This is a genomic window from Deminuibacter soli (assembly GCF_003412455.1).
GTDB lineage: Bacteria > Bacteroidota > Bacteroidia > Chitinophagales > Chitinophagaceae > Deminuibacter > Deminuibacter soli.
The window spans coordinates 24,004-48,450 of the sequence record NZ_QTJU01000016.1; the positions used below are offsets into that span (position 1 = coordinate 24,004).

The 24,447-nt window shown below is 46.7% G+C and carries 15 protein-coding genes; 10 read left to right on the forward strand and 5 right to left on the reverse strand.

The features are described 5' to 3' along the window. Nucleotides 1–143 precede the first annotated feature (143 nt). Both DXN05_RS23590 and DXN05_RS23595 read left to right on the forward strand, forming a co-directional pair. Entirely contained in the window at nucleotides 144–5,702 is a 5,559-nt protein-coding gene (locus DXN05_RS23590) for an alpha-2-macroglobulin family protein (protein WP_116849777.1), read from the forward strand. Nucleotides 5,703–5,985: 283 nt separating this feature from the next. Then, on the forward strand, nucleotides 5,986–6,468 hold the full coding sequence (locus DXN05_RS23595) for a hypothetical protein (protein ID WP_147314073.1): 483 nt from the start codon (nucleotides 5,986–5,988) through the stop codon (nucleotides 6,466–6,468). Between the two features lie 37 nt (nucleotides 6,469–6,505). On the opposite strand, the gene DXN05_RS23600 is transcribed toward DXN05_RS23595, so the two are convergent. After that, nucleotides 6,506–7,630, reverse strand: coding sequence for a family 16 glycoside hydrolase (locus DXN05_RS23600; protein ID WP_116849779.1), 1,125 nt, complete (start codon nucleotides 7,628–7,630; stop codon nucleotides 6,506–6,508). Nucleotides 7,631–7,814: 184 nt separating this feature from the next. Here DXN05_RS23600 and DXN05_RS23605 point away from each other — a divergent pair, with 184 nt between their 5' ends. The 4 genes from DXN05_RS23605 to DXN05_RS23620 all read left to right on the forward strand — a co-directional run bounded on the left by DXN05_RS23605 (nucleotide 7,815) and on the right by DXN05_RS23620 (nucleotide 11,202). Beyond that, on the forward strand, nucleotides 7,815–9,113 hold the full coding sequence (locus tag DXN05_RS23605; RefSeq protein ID WP_116849780.1) for a hypothetical protein: 1,299 nt from the start codon (nucleotides 7,815–7,817) through the stop codon (nucleotides 9,111–9,113). Between the two features lie 245 nt (nucleotides 9,114–9,358). Further along, complete coding sequence (locus tag DXN05_RS23610; protein WP_147314075.1) at nucleotides 9,359–9,751, forward strand: hypothetical protein; 393 nt, start codon at nucleotides 9,359–9,361, stop codon at nucleotides 9,749–9,751. 177 nt (nucleotides 9,752–9,928) lie between these two features. Further along, nucleotides 9,929–10,426: a DUF6978 family protein gene (locus DXN05_RS23615; protein ID WP_116849782.1), complete on the forward strand. Its 498-nt coding sequence runs from the start codon at nucleotides 9,929–9,931 to the stop codon at nucleotides 10,424–10,426. Next, entirely contained in the window at nucleotides 10,423–11,202 is a 780-nt protein-coding gene (locus DXN05_RS23620) for a DUF1828 domain-containing protein (protein ID WP_116849783.1), read from the forward strand. The genes DXN05_RS23615 and DXN05_RS23620 overlap by 4 nt, the downstream gene beginning before the upstream one ends. Nucleotides 11,203–11,268: 66 nt before the next feature. Here DXN05_RS23620 and DXN05_RS23625 read toward each other — a convergent pair whose 3' ends face one another. Continuing rightward, entirely contained in the window at nucleotides 11,269–11,649 is a 381-nt protein-coding gene (locus DXN05_RS23625) for a VOC family protein (protein ID WP_116849784.1), read from the reverse strand. A gap of 137 nt (nucleotides 11,650–11,786) precedes the next feature. Between DXN05_RS23625 and DXN05_RS23630 the strand changes: the two genes are divergently transcribed. From DXN05_RS23630 to DXN05_RS23640, 3 genes are all read left to right on the forward strand, one after another. Beyond that, nucleotides 11,787–14,159: an ABC transporter permease gene (locus DXN05_RS23630; protein ID WP_116849785.1), complete on the forward strand. Its 2,373-nt coding sequence runs from the start codon at nucleotides 11,787–11,789 to the stop codon at nucleotides 14,157–14,159. Nucleotides 14,160–14,520: 361 nt separating this feature from the next. Further along, nucleotides 14,521–15,228, forward strand: coding sequence for a hypothetical protein (locus DXN05_RS23635; RefSeq protein WP_116849786.1), 708 nt, complete (start codon nucleotides 14,521–14,523; stop codon nucleotides 15,226–15,228). A gap of 164 nt (nucleotides 15,229–15,392) precedes the next feature. After that, the gene (locus DXN05_RS23640; RefSeq protein WP_116849787.1) at nucleotides 15,393–17,843 is read left to right on the forward strand and encodes an ABC transporter permease; all 2,451 of its coding nucleotides are present in this window, start codon (nucleotides 15,393–15,395) and stop codon (nucleotides 17,841–17,843) included. A gap of 464 nt (nucleotides 17,844–18,307) precedes the next feature. Here the strand turns inward: DXN05_RS23640 and DXN05_RS23645 are convergent, their stop codons facing one another. From DXN05_RS23645 to DXN05_RS23655, 3 genes are all read right to left on the reverse strand, one after another. Further along, the gene (locus DXN05_RS23645) at nucleotides 18,308–20,656 is read right to left on the reverse strand and encodes an ABC transporter permease (RefSeq protein ID WP_116849788.1); all 2,349 of its coding nucleotides are present in this window, start codon (nucleotides 20,654–20,656) and stop codon (nucleotides 18,308–18,310) included. 22 nt (nucleotides 20,657–20,678) lie between these two features. Continuing rightward, entirely contained in the window at nucleotides 20,679–23,057 is a 2,379-nt protein-coding gene (locus DXN05_RS23650) for an ABC transporter permease (RefSeq protein WP_116849789.1), read from the reverse strand. A 352-nt stretch (nucleotides 23,058–23,409) separates the two neighbouring features. After that, nucleotides 23,410–23,673, reverse strand: a complete 264-nt coding sequence (locus DXN05_RS23655) for a hypothetical protein (protein ID WP_116849790.1) — start codon at nucleotides 23,671–23,673, stop codon at nucleotides 23,410–23,412. A 414-nt stretch (nucleotides 23,674–24,087) separates the two neighbouring features. Here DXN05_RS23655 and DXN05_RS23660 point away from each other — a divergent pair, with 414 nt between their 5' ends. Continuing rightward, nucleotides 24,088–24,447, forward strand: a complete 360-nt coding sequence (locus DXN05_RS23660) for a hypothetical protein (protein ID WP_116849791.1) — start codon at nucleotides 24,088–24,090, stop codon at nucleotides 24,445–24,447.

The window sequence follows — 24,447 nt, forward strand, 5'->3', positions numbered from 1 at the left end:
TTTAAAACAGCCCGCAAGGTGGCCTCAGCGCAGCGCCTGCTGTTTACACCATGTTCCGTTAAAACACCGGCTGCCTTGCAGCGAAAAAAAGCAATGGCAAGTCACGGGGTTTGAGTATTTTTCACTTTATAAATTGCAACCACATGTTGACGCCAGTATGGCCCTCCCTTTTCAACAGGTACCTGTTATGGGTATTGTGTGCAGGTATTTTATTTGCCTGTAACAAAAGCCGCAAGGTAATTGCGGTAGATCCTGCCTTTAGTCAGTATATCAGCGCTTACAGTTCGGGCGTGGTATCTAAAAAAAGTACCATCCGCATACAGCTTGCCGCAGATGCCGGTGTAACCCATGCGCTTAACGAAACGGTAAAAGAAAACCTGTTTGACATTTCGCCGGGTGTTAAAGGAAAAGCATACTGGACAGATGCCCGCACCATCGAGTTTAAGCCTGAAGAAGACCTTAAACCCGACGAGTTGTATGAAGTGCAATTCAAGCTGGGAAAGGTAATGAATGTGCCCTCCAAATTCAGTGATTTTACTTTTAGCCTGCAAACAATTAGGCCTTCTTTTGAAGTGCAGGATAATGGTCTGCGTGCGTTTAACAAGGAACGCATGAGCCTGAGCGGGCAAATTGTAACTGCCGATGTGGAAACCTCCGCCAATATTGAAAAAATACTGCAGGCATCATTCAACGGCAGCGGTATAAAAATAAGCTGGCAGCACAACGAAGCCAACAAAACACATGCATTCGTAATCGACAGCATTAGCCGCACCCATAGTGCAGGCAAATTGTTGCTGCAATGGAGCGGTGCTGCACTGGGTATGCAGCAGCAGGATAAAAAGGAAATTGAAGTGCCTGCCATCGGTGATTTTAAAGTAATGCAGGTGCGTGCTGTGCAGGAAGAAGAACAATACGCGCTGGTACAATTCAGCGAACCGCTTGCTGTGGGGCAAACACTCGACGGACTGATCGCTATCAGCAACCAGGAGCAACTGAGTTATACCATACTGGGCAGTGAAGTAAAAGTATACGCCTCTAACAGGCTGGAAGGTGATTACACGGCAACCGTACATGCAGGTATTGAAGACCAGTATGGCGAAAAGCTTCCTGGTTCTTTTTCTGCCAACCTGTTTTTTGAGAACAGGCTGCCAGCTGTAAAAATTCATGGCCGTGGTGAAATACTGCCCAACAGCAGCGGCAAACTGGTACTGCCTTTTGATGCAACGAACCTGAAGGCAGTAGATGTGGCCATCATCAAAATTTATGAGAACAATGTAGCGCAGTTTTTACAGGACAATAACCTGGGCGGCGATCAAAACCTGCGCCGTGTAGCCAAACCACTCGTAGAAGCCACGTTAAAGCTGGATGATGACAAAACACTGAACCTGCACAAGAAAAACCGCTTTTCGCTGGATATAGACAAATACATCCGCACAGAGCCGGGCGCTATTTACCGCGTGTTTATCGGTTTCAAACCTGAATATTCCCTGTATACCTGCACCACAACAGTTGATGCGAAAGACGGGGAAGAAGGTGAATATTATGAGGATGATAATAACAACGGCGTTGATGATGACGATGCATTCTGGAAACGTTATGATACGTATTACCCTTATGGCTATAACTGGGAGCAGCGCGACAATCCCTGCTCAAAATCGTACTTCAACAAAGAACGTTTTGCCAGCCGCAACATTATCGCAACCAATATCGGTTTAACTGCCAAACGCAGCAATAACAACAACCTGTTCGTATCAGTTAACAATATCATTACCACCGAGCCCATGGGTAACGTGGAACTGCAGGTGCTCGATTACCAGCAGCAGGTTATTGCCAAAGCATCGAGCGATAAAGATGGCTGGGCGCTGATACCTTTTAAACGCAAGCCTTATTTGCTGGTAGCCAAAAGCGGTACGGAGAAAAGTTACCTGAAACTGGATGACGGCAGCAGCCTGCCATTGGGCCGTTTTGATGTGAGTGGTGATGAAGTATCGGGCGGTATCAAGGGCTTTATATTTGGTGAGCGTGGTGTATGGCGGCCTGGTGATAGTTTGTACCTGGGCTGTATTGTAGAGGACAAAGACAACACATTGCCCAAAGATCATCCCATAGAAATGGATTTGATTTCACCCCGCGGCCAGCTGTATAAGCGTATGGTGCAAACCAATGCGGCCAATGGCTTTAATATCTTTAAAACAGTAACCGATGCAGATGCGCCTACCGGCAACTGGTTATGTAAAGTGAAAATAGGTGGCGCCAGTTTTGAGAAGAAACTGAAGATAGAAACCGTGATGCCCAACAGGCTGAAGATTGATCTTAATTTTAACGGGCTGGATGCATTGGGTAAAAATGCAGCGGTAACCGGAGCGCTCAGTGCACGCTGGTTGTTTGGCGCTACGGCAGAAAACCTGAAAGCAAGGGTAGATGCGCAGCTGTATAAAAGAACCACCACTTTTCCCAAGTTTAAAGACTATGTATTTGATGACCCTACGGCCGGTTTCACGGGAGAATCAAAAACCATATTTGATGGTGCGCTGAGTGCAACGGGCACTGCATCTATCAGCCCTGCATTTGAAGCGGGTGACCATGCACCGGGGCAGCTGCTGGCCAACCTGGTAGTAAAAGTATTTGAGCCGGGAGGTAATTTCAGCATTGATAATATCGCCATGCCGTTTAACCCGTTCAGCAGTTATGCAGGTTTGCATATGCCTGAGGGAGATAAAACCTGGGGCTATCTTGCAGCAGGTAAAACCCATCGCTTTGATTTGGCTGATGTAGATACCAGGGGTAACCCGCTCAGTGGCAGCAGCGAACTGAAAATAGAACTATACAAAATACAATGGCGCTGGTGGTGGGATAACAGCGGCGAGGGGCTCAGCAATTTTACACAGAATGAATACAACAAGCTGGTGAAAGAAGCAACTGTTACCATCAGCAATGGCCGCGGCAGTTACGATGTAAAACTGGATGATAGTTGGGGCCGTTACCTGCTGCTGGTAAAAGATACCCACAGCGGGCATGTAACCGGTAAAACATTTTACGTGGATGATGACAGCTGGCAAAGCCGTGCAGGTAATACCGATGCGTCTGCTGCAGCCATGTTGTCTTTTACTTCCGATAAAGAGAAATACAATGTGGGTGATGAAGTAAAACTCACCATACCCAGTAGTAAAGATGCACGTGCATTGATCAGCATTGAAAATGGCAGCAAGGTGATTAAAACCTACTGGGTTAAAACGGAGCAGGGACAAACCCGCTTTTCATTTAAGGCAACAGCCGATATGGCCCCGAATGTATATGTAAACGTAAGCCTGATACAGCCACATGCACAAACCGTGAACGACCTGCCGATACGCATGTATGGTGTAATACCTGTTGCAGTAGAAGATAAAAACACGGTGCTGCACCCGGTAATACAGATGGCGAATGTGATAAGACCTGAGCAGCCAACCAATATCACGGTTTCTGAAAGCAATGGTAAAAGCATGACTTATGTAATTGCCCTTGTAGATGAAGGCTTGCTCGATCTCACCCACTTTAAAACACCCAACCCGCACGATGGCTTTTTTGCCAAAGAAGCGCTGGGCGTAAAGAGCTGGGATTTGTATGACGATGTAATCGGTGCGTGGGGTGGTGAGCTGGAACGCATTCTTACCATTGGCGGTGACGGTGAAGCCACGCTGGCATCCAAAACACGCAGGGCCAACCGCTTTAAACCGGTGGTACGTTTTATGGGGCCGTTTACCACAGGCGGCGGCAGTAAAACACACCAGTTTACTTTACCGCAATATATGGGCAGTGTGCGTGCTATGGTAATTGCAGCAGGTGAACATGCATATGGTATGGCAGAGAAAAGTGTGCAGGTGAAAAAGCCGCTGCTATTGCTGGCTACCTTGCCGCGTGTACTGGGCCCCGGTGAAGAACTGAAGATACCGGTAACGGTGTTTGCTACTGAAAACAATATCCGCACGGTGAACCTGGGTATACAAACCAATCCGTTTATTGAAGCGAGCGGCACACAAACCGTAAGCTTTACCAAAACAGGTGAACAGCAAACCTATTTCACAGCAAAGGTAAAACCGAACACCGGCATCGGTACTGTGCACATTACTGCTACCAGCGGTAATGAAAAAGCAGCCTATGATGTGGAGCTGGATATACGCAATGCGAACCCTTACATTACACAGGTAACTGAAGCCACGCTGCGTGCAGGGCAAAGCTGGAACACCAATATCGGGATGATTGGCGAGGGCAGCAGCAGTAAGGCTGTACTGGAAGTATCCAGCATACCTGCCATGAACCTGGAGAAGCGGCTTAGCTACCTTATTGAGTACCCGCACGGGTGTATTGAACAAACCACTTCAGCGGTTTTCCCGCAGCTGGTGCTGAACAGGCTAACTGATTTGAGCGATAAGCGCAAAGGCGAGGTAGAACGCAACATTAAAGCAGGTATTCAAAAGATACAGAACTTCCAGACCAGTGACGGCGGGTTCAGCTACTGGCCAGGCATGGGCACCAGCGATGAATGGGGTACCAGCTATGCCGGTAACTTTTTGCTGGAAGCATCTGCAGCAGGCTACAATGTGCCGGCAGCATTGTTACAGCAGTGGCGTGCATACCAGCGCAGCAAGGCATTGGCCTGGAATGTAACAGAAGCACCCTGGTATGGTACAGACTTATTACAGGCTTACCGCCTGTACCTGCTGGCACTGGCTAAAGCTCCGGAGCTTGCTGCCATGAACCGTTTGAAAGAATTTAAGTTCCTGTCGCCCGAAGGTAAATGGCGCCTCGCGGCTGCGTACCAGCTGATGGGGCAGCAGCAGGTTGCATTACAATTAATCAGCGGGCAGCCAACTACATTCCAGCCGCGACCATATACAGGTGTCACCTTCGGCAGTGACCTGCGTGATGAAGCCATGGTGCTGGAGACCTTGACGTTGATGGGGCGCAAGACAGAAGCTGATCAGCTGGTGCGTACCGTGGCAGCCAGTCTGTCGCAGGAAAGCTGGTACAGCACGCAAACCACGGCCTATGCGTTAATCGCGATCGCTAAATACAGCGGCATTAATGGTAATGGTGAAAAAATTACGGCAGCTGTCAACGCCGGTTCTGCGTCTGCAAGCATTAACAGTAAAACGGCTTTGTCTCAAACAACGGTTGGCTGGCAAAACGGGAAGGCCGGTATAAAGGTTACCAACAAGGGCAACAACATTTTGTATGTACGCGTGATTAACCAGGGGCAGCCGCTAATGGGTGATACAACACCGGTAAATAATAACCCTGCGGTGTTGCAGGTTACTGTGAACTATACTGCCACCAATGGCCAGCCTATTAATCCTGCCAGTATTAAACAGGGAACTGATTTTGTTGCGAAGGTAACAGTACGTAACCCGGGAGCACGTGGGGCTTATTCACAAATGGCTTTGTCGCAGTTGTTCCCCGGCGGATGGGAGATTCTCAATACCCGTTTGTACAACAGTGAAGGTGCCTTTAAATCATCTCCCAGCGATTATATGGATATCCGAGATGACCGGGTGTACCAGTATTTCAATATTAAAGCCGGTGAAACACTTACGTATTATGTGCAGCTCAATGCGGCTTACCCGGGTAAGTTTTTCTGGCCGGGTGTTTATTGTGAAGCTATGTACGATCATACCATTAGTGGTGGCGTGAGCGGCAGGTGGGTGGAGGTGCTGGCGCAGTGAGGGGCGTGAGCCGGTGAATAGTGAATAGGCAAAATATCCTGCCCATGCCGGTGTCCTCACCGGTATGTTCTTCCGGCACAAGAAACAAGACATAACAAAGAGCGTAGCGGGCATGCCCACTGCGCTCTTTTTATTTCCTGGTTACATAGATGTTTGTGAATTTAGCAGCAGTAAATAGCGGGCGGTGAGGAAATATCTCCCGGCAGGCGCTATTCAACAGCCAGAAATTGAATGCGATAACTTGTGGCAGGAGATTTGGCACTCATCCGTAAAGCAATTAACTATGTTCAGGAATCTGCATATCTTATCTTATCTCAAATATTCAGTGGTAGCAGCGCTATTGTATTGCATACCGATGTTCTTCTTCCTAATGAAAGCCGATTACGAAAAGGCATGGTTGCTCTATCTTGGCAATGCTTTGTTCATGGCGTATATGTTTGTATTTGCTATGATGTATAATATCAGCAAACGCGATCCACAAGCTATCAGCTCCATCGCCGCAGCGCATGTTGTTACGTTCCTGGCCATTGCAGTTATTTTTGTTGTTTCACTGCTGCTGGTATTTATCATGGTGCCGGGATTGGTATCTGCTGGTCCGGCGGACAGAACTATGTCAGATACACCTGTCAATATGGTGCATGGCAAAACCAATGGAATGCTGTTTATCCTGTACATTGATATGTTGCTGGGTAACTTTGCAGCGGGTTCGTTCGTGGCGATTATTACTTCGTATATGGCGAAGAAGGGCCGACCCCAAAGTGAGTAGTGAGTGGTCATAAACCATCAAACCATCATCTCTGCTATTATTCGAGGTGAATGCCGGGTAACTGATCTAACCGCGCTACAATGCCCCATCCGTAGAAGTTGTTTGCTACACCTATGAGTAACGTATTATCGCCTGCCTTTAACGGAACGCTGAAACTGGTATTGTCGATGGTGCAGCGGCCTTCGGGTTCTTTCATAATGGGAGAGCCATAGGTGTTCCTGTCTACATATAAAAACCTGCCGTTGAGCAAAATCCATACATCATCACTGAAGCCCAGCTGCATTTTGCGCGTTTGCGCAGAATCTGCGTGTATATTGGTTTGCAGCCATACCAGCCTGCGTTGTTTGCTGCCGCCAAACTGGCGGGTAAGGTTAATTAATCCGCGGCGTTCTGCCCAAATGGTATCCCAGGCAGCATTGGCTGCGGGAATATAATGCTGGCTGAACTCTACCGAATCGGGCACTACAATGGGTTTGCCGAGCAACCATTTGCGCAGGTATTGGGGATCGTTGGCAGTAGGGTCTGGTCCGGGGAAGGCGGGTAAATTGCCTGTTGCACCGGGCTGTATTACCAGGTTGGCGATGTTTACGGTACCCTGAAAGGCAAGCGCGCCGTGCGGACTATCACCTTCCAGTATGGGTATATTAAGGGTGGGTGTGGTGCTGTTTACATAAACCTGCATCTGCCTGCCGTTGATCACCAGTTTTACGTGGTTCCACTCATTGGCGGCAAAGCGGGCATTGCCCTGGTAATGAAATAGCATATCCCATAAATTCACACCTTTTATTGTGGGTGTATATTGTATGGCATCAATGGCGCTGTTATTGCCTGCACGCTGGGTGCGGAAATAGAAACACTCATTGTTGTCTTTCCCGGCATAGCGGAAATAAAACGAACTGAAATACCTGTCAGACGGCTCTATGTCGAACTCGATGGTGCCGTCGGTGAAATCAACATCTTTTAACACGGCCGTAGTGGCACCGCCCTGTAGCTGCATGGCTTGCTTCGATTTGTATTCGCCAAAGGTGACTACGCCATGGGCCGTATCCCAATTGCCGGCAGTTAAGGCAACGTTAATAACGGAAGGCTGGGCTTTGTTTTTCTGGGCAATGGCCTGCAGGGATAAAAACAATAAGAAAACTGCGGTTAATTTTTGGAACATGAGAAGTAAGGTTTGAACTTTAGAGAATGATACGTACTTCACAAAAGTGAAAAACCTGCACAGCAATGCGGCAACAAGGCCGCGCCAAGTTGATGCAAGTTGATGCAACACCGTAACCGGTTGATTTGCAAACGGGTATCTCGCTTTCACATGCACACCAGGGGAAACAAACAATGTTTGTTTTATGACGCAATATGCCGATGACATTTGCCTGCCTTATTGTTTGCAGGCGGTTGAAGTCAAATTGGGCCGCGGTGACAGCACCGGTTGGTCAGGTTATGACTTTGAAAAACTGGGCGAAGCCATTCTCGCCGATACCGGTGTGAACCTCAGCATTACCACACTCAAACGGTTGTGGGGAAAACTGAAGTATGATAACCTGCCCACCGTTAACACGTTGAATACGCTGGCACGTTATGCAGGGCATGCAGACTGGCAGGCTTTTAAGCAACAGTGTGCAGTAGAAGCTGCCACCGTGCCCCCACCTGTACCGGCAATGGATAGGCCATTGCCTGGCCCGCGCGCGGCGAAGCTTGTTAAAAAGCGCTGGCTGTACCTGCTGCCGGGATTAACAGGTTTGTTACTCGTGGTGTATGTAAGCATTGCGTATAAAAGTCATGCACCTGCCGGCACACTGGTAAACACGGCCGGCTATAGTTTCAGCAGCAAAACAACGGTGGCATCCGGAGTACCCAGCTCGGTGGTGTTTAGTTATAATGCCAGTGAAAGCCCGAGCGATTCGGTGTTTATTGCCCAAAGCTGGGATGTAAGCCGTAAGGTGGCGGTGCCTAAAAATCAAACCCGTTATTCTACTATTTATTACTACCCCGGTTATTTCAGGGCCAAGCTGATGATTGGTGCACAGATTGTTAAAGAACATGATCTTTTTATCAACTCCGGCGGCTGGATGGCGTTGGTGCATCGTGATCCCATTCCCTTGTATCTTAAACAGGAAGAATACCTGCGCAGCGATCGCCTCGAGGTAAATGCTGCAACGCTTCAATCGCACAACCTGGATATGCAGCCATTGCCACCGCAGCTGCAGTTTATTAATGTAAAAGATATGGGGCCGCTGCGCACAGACAATTTTGTTTTTGAAACTGCTGTTAAGAGCGATTATAAGGAAGGAGCAGCTGCCTGCCAGTATGTGCGCGTTTTGTTGCTGTGTAAGAATGATGTGTTTATTATCCCCTTGTGTGCAAAGGGATGCGTGGGTGATATTGGTCTGGCTGCAGCAGGTGTCCAGGTAACCAGTGCCAATGCTGATTTGTCGGGCTTTGGCTGCGACTTAAGCAACTGGGTAAAGCTGCGCGTAGAAGCACACAATAAGCAGGTGCATTTTTATGTGAATGATCACGAGGCTTATAGTTTAACCTTTCCCAATGCACCCTGTGATATTGTGGGGGTGCAATACCGGTTTAATGGTACGGGGGCGATAAAGGATACGAGATTTATAGATGGGAAGCGGGTGGTGCAGTTGTGAGGAAAAGCGGGTGAATAGTGAATGGTCAGTAGTGAAATACAAAGCAAATGTGAATTGGAATCGGTGCAGAAATTTAAGAATCGGCAGTATGATAAAGAATTAGTTATGAATGAATGATGCGATCACTATAACCTGGCCTATTAGCCTGGGGTGCCTGTACTGTTAGCGTTACGTTATAATGAAACCTGCCATGTAATTTCTGCCTTGTGTTTGCGTCTCATATATAAGAACAAAAAGCACGAGATATGAAAAAGATGATGATAGTATTGCTTTCCCTGGCATTGGTTACAGGCGCTTCTGCCCAACGCGGCGGTCATTTTTCAGGCGGATACCACGGCGGTGGTTTTGTGGGTCCGCGCACAACTGTGGTGGTAGGGGCTGGTTATTACAGTCCGTTTTACTCACCCTGGGGCTTTTATTATGGCTACCCCCTGTACCCTTACGGAGAAGCATACCACAGGCCAACCAGGCTTGACATACAGGTATCGGATATTAAAAATGATTATGCCGATAAGATTTCTTCGGTAAAACTGGATAACACTTTATCAGGCAAGGAAAGAAGGCAAAAAGTAAGACAGTTGAGGCGCGAACGCGACGAAACTATTTTACAGGCGAGAAAAGATTATTACAAGTCATAGGTATAGTTTGAATAGGTTTTGGTTTAATGCACAGTTTGCACCGCAGTCGTTTGGCTGCGGTGTTTTTGTTTTAATTGGAGTGTTATCTCAATTTTATTATTTTGCCCATCTGTTCCCCCCAATTAACCAATGGCCTGCGTTGATGTCGCCGGCTGTGTAAATGTTTTATAGCTATCAATGGAACAGTACCTTGCCGATTATTTATTAAAACTACCCAAGCAGCTGGCGTCTTCTTCAAGTACTATTAATCCACGGGATGAGAAAATCAGGTTACAGTTAATAAGTCCTGATGATGATCAATGGCGTTTTATAGTAGACATAACGAACAACCAAAAGAAAGTCTTTAAAATTTCGTTGCATCACCAGGAGGATACAATGAAGAGTGGATTAATCCGTGTTGATTTTAACAGCTCTCACCGGAACCCGGAAGAGATAAACCCGTTTGTTCCTGCAAAGCTTTTGCCTTATGCGGGACGTACTTTTATAAATGAACCTCACATTCATTTTCATGTGCAGGGATATAAAGACCTGGTATGGGCTGCTCCACTTGACGGGTATGACGGCTTTAAGGTGAAAAGCATTGCATCTCACGAGCAATACTGCGGTGCAATAGTTGAATTTACGAGGTATATAAACTTAAATGGTAAATTTGTAATACAACAGCGTTTGTTATGAATTGGATTAATCCATTGATAGACGACTATCACAATTGGTTGCGTTCTAAAACGGCAGTTGCTGCAGATAGCGGAACTGGCTGGGCTGCTATAAGTACGCCCTTCACTGGGTTATTCAATGATCTGATTGAAATATATGTTCAAAAAAATCAGAACAAAATTACTTTATCTGATAACGGGGAAACCGTTCACAACCTGGAGTTAACGGGCACTAAGCTAAACCGTGGTGAAAGGCAGGAGATTGCGAATAAGATACTGCAGACGTATGGCGTATTCCTCAAAAATGATGAGCTACTGATTGAAGCTAACGAACAAAACTTCCCTCAGCGAAAGCATAACTTTATTTCTGCTATCATTGAGCTGAATGATATGGCAATGCTGTCGTCTCACCAGGTATCAACGGTTTTTAAAGAAGATGTAAGAGATTTTCTGAATGAGAAGCAAATCATCTTCACCCCTGATTTTATTTCGAAGGGAGTAACCGGTTTAGAGTTTACGTTTGATTTCCAGATTGCTCATAAAAATGAAGAGATTGTTTTAAAATCGTTTAACAGCTTAAACACCATGAATCTTCCCAGCTTTCTTTTTTCCTGGCAGGATATTAAGCCAGTGAGAGAACGAATTAGTAAGAAAGAAGTAAAAGCTGTGGCTATTATAAATGATACGGAAAAAGAGATAAAGCCTGAATTTTTAGAAGCCATTACTTCAAAGAGTGCCGAGTTTATATTATGGTCTGGAAGAAATGAGCAGGAAGCATTTGATAAGCTTGTTGCCTGATATAGCATCTTCATAACCAAACAGCCCCGCTTCAGCTGAAGCGGGGCTGTTTGGTTAGTTGGCCACTTAGTCGAGGGTGGCGGTGTGTTGTTCTTCGAGGGACTGGCCAAACTGGAGTATGTAGCCGTTGTTGTCGTAAATGGCGAACTCGCGCATGCCGTAAGGGAAATCTTCTATGGGGTATACGACTTGTGTGGTGTCTTTCAATTGCTCCCACAAGGCATCCACATCATGCAGCCGAAAATAAAAAGACCCGGTAAAATGTGCTTTTTCAAAAGGCAGGTGGGCATTGGGCAGGGAGAGCATGATCGCTGTTTCGCCGTGATGTATGGTGGCCCGGTTGTCGTCGGGGAAGGGGCAGCTGAAGCCCAGTACACCCACATAAAGATCGATGGTTGATCTTACATCGGCAGTATATAAAACCGGTGTGAGGCTGATAATTTTCATATGCGTTGTACCAAAACAGGCAATTGGTGTGCGTTAGTGTACACCCTGTATGGTTATTACTAAGTTACGTAATTGATAGTCAGGATGCTGTGATATGGCATTGTATTTAGTGTTTTTCTGCTGACTAAATCTGTTACATGTACCAGAACTACCTCAAAATTGCCTGGCGTAACCTGCTGAAGGATCGCCAGTCTACGATGTTAAACCTTGCCGGACTGGCTACAGGGCTGGCCTGTGTGCTGTTTATTTACCTGTGGGTGATAGATGAGCTGCATGTTGACCGCTTTTACGATAACAGCGACCGGCTGATGCAATTGATGGAGAAAAGAAACTACAACGGGAAAATTGGTGTATCAGAAGAATCATCGGGCTTGCTGGCAGCTGCGGTTGCCAGGGATGTGCCGGGTGTACAATATGCGGTAACAGTGATACCTGCGGGCTGGTTTCCCAAATCAACTTTGACTGAAGGAGAACATAATTTCAATGCCAGCGGACAGTATGCAGGCAAGGATTATTTCCGGGTATTTTCCCTCCCCCTGCTGGAAGGGCAGAAAGACCAGGTGCTTGCAAGCCCGGACAGGATTGTTATTTCCGATGAGCTGGCACAGCGCCTGTTTAACACCACCAGCAATATTACGGGTAAAACCATACAGCTGCAACATACGCATACGTTCACAGTTTCAGGTGTGTTTAAACGCATGCCTGCAAATGCCACCGAACAGTTTGATTATATCTTATCGCTCGAATACTTTGCCGCACAATCACCCTGGATAACCTATTGGGGCAATACTGGTCCGCACAATTTTGTACTGCTGAAAGCAAGGATGCAACCGGCTGCATTCAATAAAAAGCTGGCAGATATTGTTACACGCAATACCGGTGATTCTTCGCGCAGCGTAATGGCCACGCCTTATGCAGACCACTACCTGTACGGAAAATATACAGACGGTGTGCGCAGTGGCGGCCGTATTGAGTATGTGCGTTTGTTTTCGCTGATCGCATTGTTTATACTTTTAATCGCGTGCATCAACTTCATGAACCTGAGCACGGCCAGGGCTTCGCGGCGTTTGAAAGAAGTGGGCATCAAGAAGGTGGCCGGTGCTACCCGTACCAACCTGGTGTGCCAGTTTCTGTGTGAATCAGTGATGCTGAGCATGCTTGCAATGGGTTTTGCCTTTGTGCTGGTATTGTTGCTGATGCCGCAGTTTAACCATTTAACGGGTAAGCAAATTACATTGCGGTTAAGTACCGGCATTGTATTGCCTGCTGTGTTGATTGCAGTGGTTACCGGCGTGCTGGCGGGCAGTTACCCTGCTTTTTATTTGTCACGCTTTAAACCGGTGGCCGTACTTAAAGGCAAGCTGCGTACCTCAATGGGCGAGTTGTTTGCGCGCAAGGGTTTGGTGGTATTCCAGTTTACCTTATCGGTGGTGTTTATTGTTGCGGTAGTGGTAGTATACCAGCAAATGAAATACATACAATCAGGCAACCTGGGTTATAACAAAGACAATGTGCTTGTAATTGCTTCTGATGGCAAGCTGAATGGCAACCAGGCGCGTTTTACGGAAGCATTGCGCCGCATTCGGGGTGTGATAGATGCCGGTGGCACTTCGCACAATATCGTGGGACACAATTTTGCAATCGGCGGAGTGCAATGGCGTGGTATGACTGCCGATGATGGGAATATTTATTTTGAAGCGGCAGGGGTAGATTACAACCTGCTGCATACGCTGAATATTCAAATGGCTGAAGGCCGTAATTTTTCAAGGGAGTACGGTACAGACAGCACGGGTATTATTTTAAATGAAGCGGCGGTAAAAACAATGGGTTTTAAAAATCCGCTTGGCGAAACAGTGCGTGTAAGCAATGAGAACAAGCATGTGGTTGGTGTGGTAAAAGATTTTCATTTTGAATCGTTTCATGAAGTAGTGAAGCCGATGTTCCTGTCGCTGCAAACGGGTGATTCTGCCGGTAATTTTAAAATGATGGTGCGTGTGCAACAGGGCAAAGAAGCTGCTGTAATAGAACAGATACGTGCCTTGTACCAGCAGGTGAATCCGGGCTTTGTATTTGATTATCATTTCCTGGATGAGGCTTTTCAACGGCAGTACCAAGCCGAAATGCAGGTGGCTTCCTTGTCTAAATACTTTGCGGCTTTGGCGATTATTATTTCCTGCCTGGGTTTGTTTGGCCTGGCTGCTTTTACTGCCCGCCGCAGGCAAAAAGAAATCGGTATCCGCAAAGTGGTGGGTGCAACTGTGCAGCAGATTGCCTTGTTATTGTCAGTTGAGTTTTTGCAATTGGTGGCAGTGGCTATTTGTATTGCATTCCCGCTTGCATGGTGGATGATGAGCCGCTGGCTGCATTCGTTTGCTTACCAGGTGCACATGGGAGCGGGGATATTTATCGGTGCAGGTGTGGCAGTTATATTCATCACATTGTGTACGGTGAGTGTGCAATCTATTAAGGCTGCGATTACCAATCCGGTGAAGAGTTTGAAAAGTGAATAGCACAGCGAATAGCTGATAGCGGTAGTTTATGCTTGTTTGTGTTAATCGCCTGCGGCAGTGCATTGGTTACAAATAAAAGGCGAATCATGCCGGGTGGAGACACCGGCATGGGCATCTTAAACAAAAAAGGGCATCATGCCCTTTTTTGTTTTTTACTATTGCTGCATGCATATTCCATTTGATAGCCCGGTGTAACGGTGGAAGTTTGCCGGGGAATATGGCGGCATTTGTTATATTTGCCGCATTGCCGGTGAAGGAATAAACGATTGCGGGTTATGCAAATGGCCCTTTTACTGAAGCGAAAGCACAGGATATCATCAACCTTATTTTTCATTTTATACAATCTTGCTCTACTGTTGCCATGGATGAACAGCTTGTGCATACCAAACGATATTACCCGTTAAGGGGAACGCTTTTCTTTCTGTCGATGTTTATTTTCAGCGGATTACTGGCGGTGATAATCCCGGGCGTAGCGGGGCATAGCGAGCTGGTGCGTTTTATTACCACCATCCAGTTTTTCGTGGTGCCTATGCTGGCTTTCGTGGTGATGAAACATAAATTCATCAAATCGGTTGATCTTGAGTTAAAGCCGGAAGGTTTTACGGTAACAGGTTCCGGCAGGCCGTCGCGGGTGTTGTGGGAAAAGGTAGACAGCTTCAAAATCATTTTCTCCCGCGATGGTTATATCCTTATACTGATTGATGACTACGGTAAAAAACGCCAGTTTTCTTTTGTGGAGCACGGTGTTAGAAACAAGGCAAAAGAAGTAACCGAAACATCTTCCCTGTACCATGTGTGCAGCGGTATTCAGCAATACAACCAGCATACCGCCAAGAAAAAATTAGTATTGCTGCCGAGCCTGTTTGCAGCAGGATCGGTGAAAATATTTACCGGTGTTCTGCTCTCCCTCATTCTTATTGATATGGGTATACATATGGTGCACCCGCTGCGTATCAGGGATGAATTTGCCCTGTTTTTCCTCACGCTCGGCTCAACCATTACCTTGCTCGCCTTTAAGAAAAACCGGGAGCATGCCTGCCAGAAATTGTTGCAACTGCAGGAAACATAGCCCTGCCCCGGAGATGATAAAACGTACACCGGGCGTATCGAAAGCGGACAGTTATTCCTTTTTTATTCATCTTAAATGACTGATAAATAATTAATTATCAGCTGGTATTGTATTGGGCACACCATGTGCTGCTATACATAGCAGTAACCTAATATTCAGCGCGTATGATCAGGAATTATTTGCGGGTGGCGTTCCGCAATCTCAAAAAGAACAAGGCTTTTGCATTTATTAACGGCATTGGTCTCACGGTAGGGCTCACCTGCTGTATGCTTATTACGCTGTACCTGTTGCATGAAACCAGTTACGATACACAGCATGTGCATGGCGACCGATTGTACCAGGTAGGTACTGTTTTTACTTTAAACGGGGCTGATCAGCGTACCGGCAACACGCCTTCACCAATGGCCAATGTGTTGCAGCAGGTGTATCCGCAAATTGAAGGCACAGCCCGTATAATGCGTTTGTTTTCGGAAGATAAAACCCTGTTTCAATACCAGGCACCCGGTGGCGAGCGCAAAGCCTGGTACGAGCAGAAGGGGTTTACGGCAGATTCTGGTTTCTTTAAACTGTTTACTTACCAGTTTACAGAAGGGAATGCTTACACGGCGATAACAGGTCCGTACGATATTGTGATCTCAGAAGACATTGCACGCAAAATATTCGGCAACCAGCCTGCGCTGCATAAAGTGATTCATATAGGCAGCAATACCAACGGTGATCACGATTACCTGGTAACCGGCGTGTTTAAACCTGCTGCCACACCTTCGCATATTGATGCACGTTTCTTTTTGTCGATGTACGGCGGTTCATACGGCGATTTTGTGCGCAACACTACGAACCTTGCCAACAACAACATGTTTTATACATACCTGTTGCTGAAACCGGGTGCCAATGCAAAACAGCTGGAAAGCCAGTTGCCGCGGTTTGTAGAGGAATACGAAGGTAAAGACCTGCAGGCTGCGGGCTTTTCCAAAAAACATTTTCTTACGCAGGTAAAAGATATTCACCTGCACGCCAATATGCCCGATGATGTAACACCCTGCGGCAGCACGATGTATTTGTATATACTGGCATCTATCGCATTGTTTACCCTGCTTATTGCCTGTATCAATTTTATGAACCTCGCTACGGCGCGTTCTACCAAACGTTCGGCCGAAGTAGGCATCCGCAAAACATTGGGCGCTGCAAGATCCTCGCTGGTGGCGCAGTTTCTTGGTGAGGCTGTGTTAATGGCATTTATGTCGTACGTGCTGGCCTTGCTGTTTACGTACATGTTGCTGCCTTTGTTTGAAAAAGTATCCGGTCAGCACATTGTGTTAACCAATGGCCGCATGATTGCGCTGTGTGCGGGATTCCTGGTGCTTGCGGTGATCACCGGTGTACTGGCTGGCAGTTATCCTGCTTTTTACCTGTCGTCGTTTAAACCTGTAAAGGTACTGAAAGGCAAGCTGGCCAATTCATTTGCTGCGGTTACGCTGCGCAGGGGGCTGGTAGTATTTCAGTTTGTGATATCCATTATACTCATCATTGCATCGGCCGTTATTTTTAAACAAATGCGTTACCTGCGCCAGGCAGACCTGGGTTTTGATAAAGACCAGCAGGTGATTCTTTCGCTGCGCAGTGATGAATCAAGGCGTATGTTCCCTGCGCTAAAAGAAGCGCTGGAGAAAAATTCGCATATACTGTCTGTAGGCGGTTCTGCTTTTTATCCTGGCATTAACAATGTAACAGATCAGAATTTTTATGCTGAAGGAAAAAGCATACGCGACGGGAAAGAAATAAAACTGAATTTTATTGATTTTGATTATCTCAAAACACTGGGTATCCGCTCCATTGCAGGCCGCATCTATTCCGCACAATTCCCGGCAGATAGCACGGATGGTATTGTACTGAATGAAAAGGCCATCAGCCTGCTGGGTTATACTACCGGTAATGCTGTTGGCAAGCGGGTGTATACGGAATTCCAGGGCAGCAAAACCACGCTGCAGATTGTGGGGGTGGTAAAAGACTTTCATTACGAAGACCTGCATGTGCCGATTGGTCCGTACGGGTTCAGGTTAAATGACCGGTTTGATGATTTCAGTTATGCGGTAGTACACATTAATTCACAAGACGTGCAGCATACCATTGCTTCTATTCAGCAAACCTGGCGCCGCTTAAACAACAATGATCCATTTGAATTTAATTTCCTTGACGAGCAGTTCCAGAAAAATTATGAAGCGGAAAACCGGTTGTCTGCTATCGTTGGTTATTTCACTGGTGTGGCTATTTTGATCTCCTGCCTGGGCCTGTTTGGTTTATCTGCTTTCAGTGCAGAACAGCGTACCAAGGAAATCGGCATCCGCAAGGTATTGGGTGCAAGTGAAAAATCAATTGTTGCGTTGTTATCCATCGACTTCCTGAAGCTGGTTGCGCTGGCGGTGGTGATTGGTTCACCCATTGCCTGGTGGTTAATGAACCGCTGGCTGCAGGACTTTACTTATAAAACCAGCATCGGCTGGATCATCTTTATTTACACTACGCTGGCCACAATGTTAATTGCCTTTTTCACCATCAGCCTGCAAGCCGTGCGTGCGGCGATAGCCAACCCGGTGAAGAGTTTGCGGGCGGAATGAGGAGGATTGTGCGTGGTGAGTGGTCAGTGGTGAGTGATCCAAGCGGGTACGATTCGTGAATCGTCAGTCGTCAGTCGTGAGTGATCTTAGCGAGTTTGTGACCAGAGCGAATTTTATACAGCAAAAGCCCCGCAGTAGTGATTGCGGGGCTTTTTTATGATGCTCATGCCGGTGTCCTCACCGGCATTTGTATTTGTGAAGTTATTGTTGCGGGCTTTAATGGCTTTAATGCCCAACAAACCCGTAGCCCGGGGGCGCTCTACTCCGTTCTCAGGCTTTTAATGGGATTGGCAATGGGGAAGGAGATGAAACAGGAAACTCCCCTGTACACCAGGGTCCGTTAAACCAAGCCTGGGGCACAAGGGAGTTTTATGTATGTGATGCGGACGGATTTTTTACCGCAAAGAAACACAAAGGTAAAACCCGCAAAGGTCACAAAGAGACTGTTTACTAACTCACATTTGCTATTCTGTCCGCAATGCTTTAACCGGGTTTGACAGTGCGGCTTTAATACCCTGGTAGCTTACGGTTGCAAGTGCAATCACTACTGCGATAACGCCTGCCAGTGCAAACATCCACCATTGCAGGAAGATACGGTACTCTACCATGCGCAATAGCTGTTCCATGGCAAGACCGGCCAATGGTGCGGCAATTAAAAATGCAATGAGCACCGGCTGCAGGAACTCGCGCGACAAGGTATACCATACACGCACACTGCCTGCACCGAGTACTTTACGGATACCGATTTCTTTGGTGCGGCGTTCGGCTATAAAGGCAGATAATCCGAATAACCCAAGGCACGAAATAAGAATGGCCATACAGCCCATGGCATTGGCAAACTGGCCTGTTGAGCGGATGCCGGTAAACCTTTTCTGGAACTCGGCATCTGCGAAGTAGAAGAAGAAAGGAAATGCCGGTTCAATGTTTTTAACAGTATGCTCAATTTTATTGAGTGTTGTTTGCCAGTGCTCATCGTTTTGAATACGCACCAGTATATTGCTTAAGCCTGCTTTGCTTAAGGAAGCCATCATTGGTCGGGGGGCATTGAATGGGTTGTTGTACAGGAAATCTTTCACTACACCAATCACTGTTTGTGTACCTATTTTAACGCCCACATAAGGTTTGCTGAGACCCATGCGTTTGGCCAGTGCTTCGTTGATAATGCAGTTGGCTGTATCGCTGCCATAGGCTTTGCTGAAGTCGCGGCCTTCTATTAAAGTGAGGCCGGTGGTATTAATCCAGTTATAGGATACCGATGTGACTGATACGGAGAAATCATCACCCGGCTTTTTGCCTGCCCATTCAATACTGCTAACAGCGCCGTTAAAGTTCACCAGGTTGTCTGAGCCTGATGATACCTGTGTAACACCGGAAATTTGAGACAGGGCATTTTGCAGCAACTCTGCCCTTGACAGCATGTTGCCGCGTGCGGGTATTACCAGCAGGTTCTGTTGGTTATAACCGATGGGCCTTGCTTCTGAATAAGCCACCTGCTTGTATAAAACGATGGTGCTTATAATAAGAAATATAGAAATAACAAACTGGAAGGTAACCAGCACTTTGCGTAAGCGGCCGCTGCCCTTGGCGCCACCTGTCAATCCTTTCAATACCAGTACCGGTTTAAAGCTGCTGAGGAAGAAGGCCGGGTAGCTGCCTGCCACAACGGCCGTGAACAGGGCAATGCCCAGCAATAATAACCAGGTTTGTATATCCCCCAGGTTAAACACCAGTTGTTTGCCGGCAATTTTGTTAATGAAGGGAATGCTCATCCAGGCAAGCAATATGCTTAGTGCCAGTGCCAGCAACGTCATTAGCAGGGCTTCACTTAAGAATTGGAAGATCACTTGTTTCCTGGCGGCACCCAATACCTTACGCACACCCACTTCACGCGACCGGCGTTCTGAGCGGGCTGTAGACAGGTTCATGAAATTGATACAGGCAATGAGTAACACAAACAAGCCAATGGCACTCATGAGTTGCACCACGGTAATACGGCCGCCGCTTGGTTTGCCATTTCTGAAATCGCCATGCAGCCATAGCCGCGTAAAGGGATAAGCGAAAATGCTGCCCGTAGTGTCTGCCGTTTTCTGTATGAATATTTTATTGATCTTGTTGTTGAACGCGGCATTATCTGTACCTGGTTTTGTTTGCACCCAGGTCATCAGCCGGTTGTCGTCCCATTTGTACAGCCAGTTTTTATTATCCTGCTCAAAAATTACAAAGGGCAGTACCACATCAAACTGCCTGCTGCTGTTGGCTGGTATATTTTTAAGAATGGCTGCTACTTTTAGCTGGTGCTGCTGGTTGTGCACCAGGGTTTTGCCAATAGCATGCGGTGTGCCGAATAAACGCATGGCAGCCTGCTCGGTTAGTACGATGGAGCCTGCGTCTTTCATGGCTTCTGCAGGGTTGCCTTCCAATGCAGGGAAGGTAAGCATCTTGAAATAATCGGGGTCTGCATACAGGCCCTGTTCGTAAAAGGTTTTATCGCCGCTCTGCAGCAGGTGATTGTCTGCAAAGGTTTCACGGGTGGCATACTGCACTTCGGGTACTTCTGCACGCAGTACGCCTGCCAGCTGGCCGGGTACTACATCGCCTGAATATAGTTCACCATGCTCTTTGTGCATGGTCATTATTTTATAGATATTGTCTTTGTTGGTGTGAAAATTATCATAGCTCACCAGGTCGCGCAGCCACAACAAAATAATAACGGCTGTTGCGAGGCCCAGTGCCAGTCCGCACACATTGATAACAGAGGCCATCCGGTTTTTCAGGATTCCGCGCCACGCAGTTTTTAAATAGTTTCTCAGCATAAAATGGTTTTGTTCATGGATGTTATTCTGATTTCAGACTTTTAACCGGGTTGGCCACGGCTGCACGCACGGCTTGTATGCTCACGGTGAAAACCGTAATCAGCAATGCCAGCGCAGCGGCAACAACAAATACCAGGGGGCCAATGCTGATGCGGTAGCTGTATTTGTGCAGCCAGTTGTTCAAAAAATACCAGGATACGGGCGATGCAATCACGCAGCTTAACAGTACCATCAGCACAAAATCTTTCGACAGCAATAACCAGATATTACTTACGGATGCACCCAGCACCTTGCGTATGCCCATTTCCCGGGTGCGCTTGTGTGCTACATATGCAGCCAGGCCAAACAAACCAATGCACGAAATAAAAATTGCCAGTGCTGCAAACAGGGCAGACAATTTGCCGATGAGCACTTCTGTCCTGAACTTGCGTGCATAGCTTTCATCAGTAAAAGTATAGTTGTACGGGTAAGCTGCGTTGTATTTATTAAACAATTTGCCCAGTTTGGCGAGGGCTTCTGCAGTGGGCATTTTATCATTCAACCGGTACAGGATATTACCGCTTTCCTGTGGATTGTAGACAAAGAAGGTAGGCTCTGCGGCAGAGAATGGGGAGGCCATCAGTGCATCTTTTACCACACCGATGATGCGAACAGGTTTTTTGCCATTCCAGATTACCTGTTGGTTAATGCCAGATTTGAAGCGCATCCGTTTTACGGCTGCTTCATTGGCTATTACATCTACGGTATCTATGTGCAGGCCGGGCGTAAAGTTCCTGCCTTCCAGCAACTGCATGCCTACGGTTTTAAAGTAGTCATCTGAAATATCTACGGCTGCCAGGTTTACTACTTCGTTGGGGTACATGCCTTCAAAATTATCAACACCTACCCACGATCCCAAACCTGTTATGGTAGAAGAAGAAGAGGCAACGTCGCTAACAGCACCACTCGCCAGCATGTCTTGCTTTAAGGCTGTGAAGTTGCGCTGCAGGTCGCGGCTGTCTGGCGTGCTTACCAGTCTTTCGGAATTATATCCCGTAGGCCTGTCTTTCACATATTGAATCTGCTGGTAAATAATAATGGTGCTAATGATGAGCGCAACAGAACTGCTGAACTGCAATACCACCAGCACCTGTCTTGTAAAGGCTGCAGGTTTGCCTGCCTGGAATGTGCCTTTCAATACTTTCATCGGTTGAAAGGAAGAGAAATAAAATGCAGGTCTGCCGCCTGCAAGCAAGGTAGTGATTACTACAAAAGCTGCGAGACATGCCCAGAATGCAGGCTGTTGCCAGGGTATTTGAATGGTACTGCCCGTAAGTGTGTTAAATGCAGGCAGTGCAAGTTGTACCAGCAATAAGGCAAGAATAAGGCCACAACAGGTAATGACCAGCGTTTCCATTAAAAACTGGTACACCAGGCTGCCGGTGCCTGAGCCAATGGCTTTGCGCACACCTACTTCACGGGCGCGTTTTTCTGATTGCGCGATAGATAAGTTGGTGAAGTTGATACAGGCAATCAATATTACCAGCGCGCCGATAATGGCAAACATGCGCACGTACTCAATAAAACCGCCAGAATAACTGCCATTGCTGAAGCTGGAATAAAGATGCCAGTTTTTCATGGGATGCAGTTTCACAGAAGGCTGCACTACTTTCCAGTTATCGGGAAAATGGCTGTTGATTAGTTTCAGTTTGGGTTGTACCTGTTCAAAGGTAGTAGCAGGTTTCAGTGAAAGGAAGGTTTGAAACGAGTTGTTGTTCCAGGTAGTGGAGGCGATTTTGATCCATTCGGCATTCAGTATATTATAACTGAAGGGAATGAGGTAATGAAATGAAAAAGAAGAATTACCGGGTAAATCTTCCATCACGCCGGTTACTTTCATGTCATGTGTGTTATCGAGGCGTACTGTTTGGTTAACCGGGTTTTCTTTTCCAAACAATGCGGTGGCTGTGCTGCGGGAAAGTACGATGGAGTAGGGATCGTGCAGTACGCTGCCGGCTGTACCGCTGAGTAAGTTGAATGGAAAAACATGAAAGAAGTCTTTCCCGGCTGCCATGCCTTCCTGGTAAATTTTTTTGTCGCCCCGCATCAGGCTGTGGTCATTGCCCCAATCGGTTTGAACGGTATAGGCTATTTCAGGAATTTCTGATTTCATTACATCTGCCAGTAACAAAGAGGTGGCGGTTTGCCCGGCAATTTCGCCGTTCCGGTTCACTACATAATAAGCCTGGTACACGCTCTGGTAGCCTGGTACAAAGCGGTCGTACGAAAACTGGAAGTAAATCCACAGGCCTATCAGCAGGCCAACAGCCATACCGGTTGCCAGGCCCAGTATGTTCAGCAGGCTGTAGCTTTTGTATTTTACAATATTGCGCCAGGCTGTTTTGAAGTAGTTTTTAAACATAGCGGCTGTTTTAAAGTGATGCACCAAAAGTCAGCAGTAGTTCTTATATGCCCGCGCGCAGCCACACTGCAGGGCAGGGGCTGTAGCACAAGCATATATATACCGGAACCAATGCGGTGCCGGAAATGTATACGATTAGTAATCAACTAATTAATATATATATGAAAGCAGGGAATTGTCCGGTTTTGATACGCAGCATGTGTCACTAGCGTACTCCTGTAAAATAGGTTCTCACAAGCGATGCCCATGCAAAGGGGTTGCCGGAACGGCGTGTTAAATCAGTAAGAGGGAGAAGGGAAACTGGGGTTAAAACGTAAGCCTGGGGCGGCTTTTGAAGGGTAGGGAAAACCGGTTAGTCAAACTGTTCTGAAATGTAGCGGTAAATATCGCGGGATATAAACTTGCTGACGCCTTCCAGCATATTGCGTTTGATGTTGAAGCCGCCTTCGAGCGTTTCAACGATTTCTAATACGCCGCACGGGTAATGCGGGGAGCGGAATATTTCCACATCATAACGGGCGTCGCGATGTGTACCCTGCTCCCTGATGACATCGGCTTTTACCCTGGCAAAATACTTTTCGCCCTGGTAAAAAAACTCGGGTACGTTAAAATTCATGGCAATGGATTAATAACAGCAAATTAAAAAAACACTGCGCTATTTCAATAAATATCGCGGTGCTATTAAGCCGTATTTAATGATATTTATTATTTATATATGAATTAATCATATTATTCAGCTTAATACTTGGTGCGCAGAAAAATATTATTTAAATTCATTCATCGACCGAGACAATTTCCCTGAAAACCCTACTTTAATGAAACCGATAGTCCAATCCTGTTCAGTACACATTGTGAAAAACAATAGCTCCAGTCGTATAGGTAATTATGCTGTGCCCGCGTCTGACAAAGCTTATCCGTATTTATCTGTATCATTGCGCCCCTGTGTGCAAAAATGCGTTGTACCGGCATTATAGATATGGTGGCCTTGCAAAACAAGATCAATTGCCATGCATTTACCTAAAATATACTTATGCGTGAGTGGAACATAACTTGTGACCTGAACTATATTGACCAACATGGGAGAAAGCAAATCATACACGTTTCGGGGTGTGCCGTACCCGCGGCTTCTGCATCTGATGAATACCCGCCTATTGATTCGCTGTATGTAATTTACTGGGCCAACGATCCGTTTTCAGCCAATTCAACACACCGGCCTACCTTTAATTCCTTTCTTACCAAAGATTCAGGAGACTGGCAAATCGGCTATATACTGCACCGGAACTTTACTCCGCAGAAAAGTCATTTTTTTGACTGGCTGAAAGATGAAATCATTGCGTTATATGAACGCGAAATGGTTATTAACGAAGAGGTATTGCAGGGTTTGATGTAA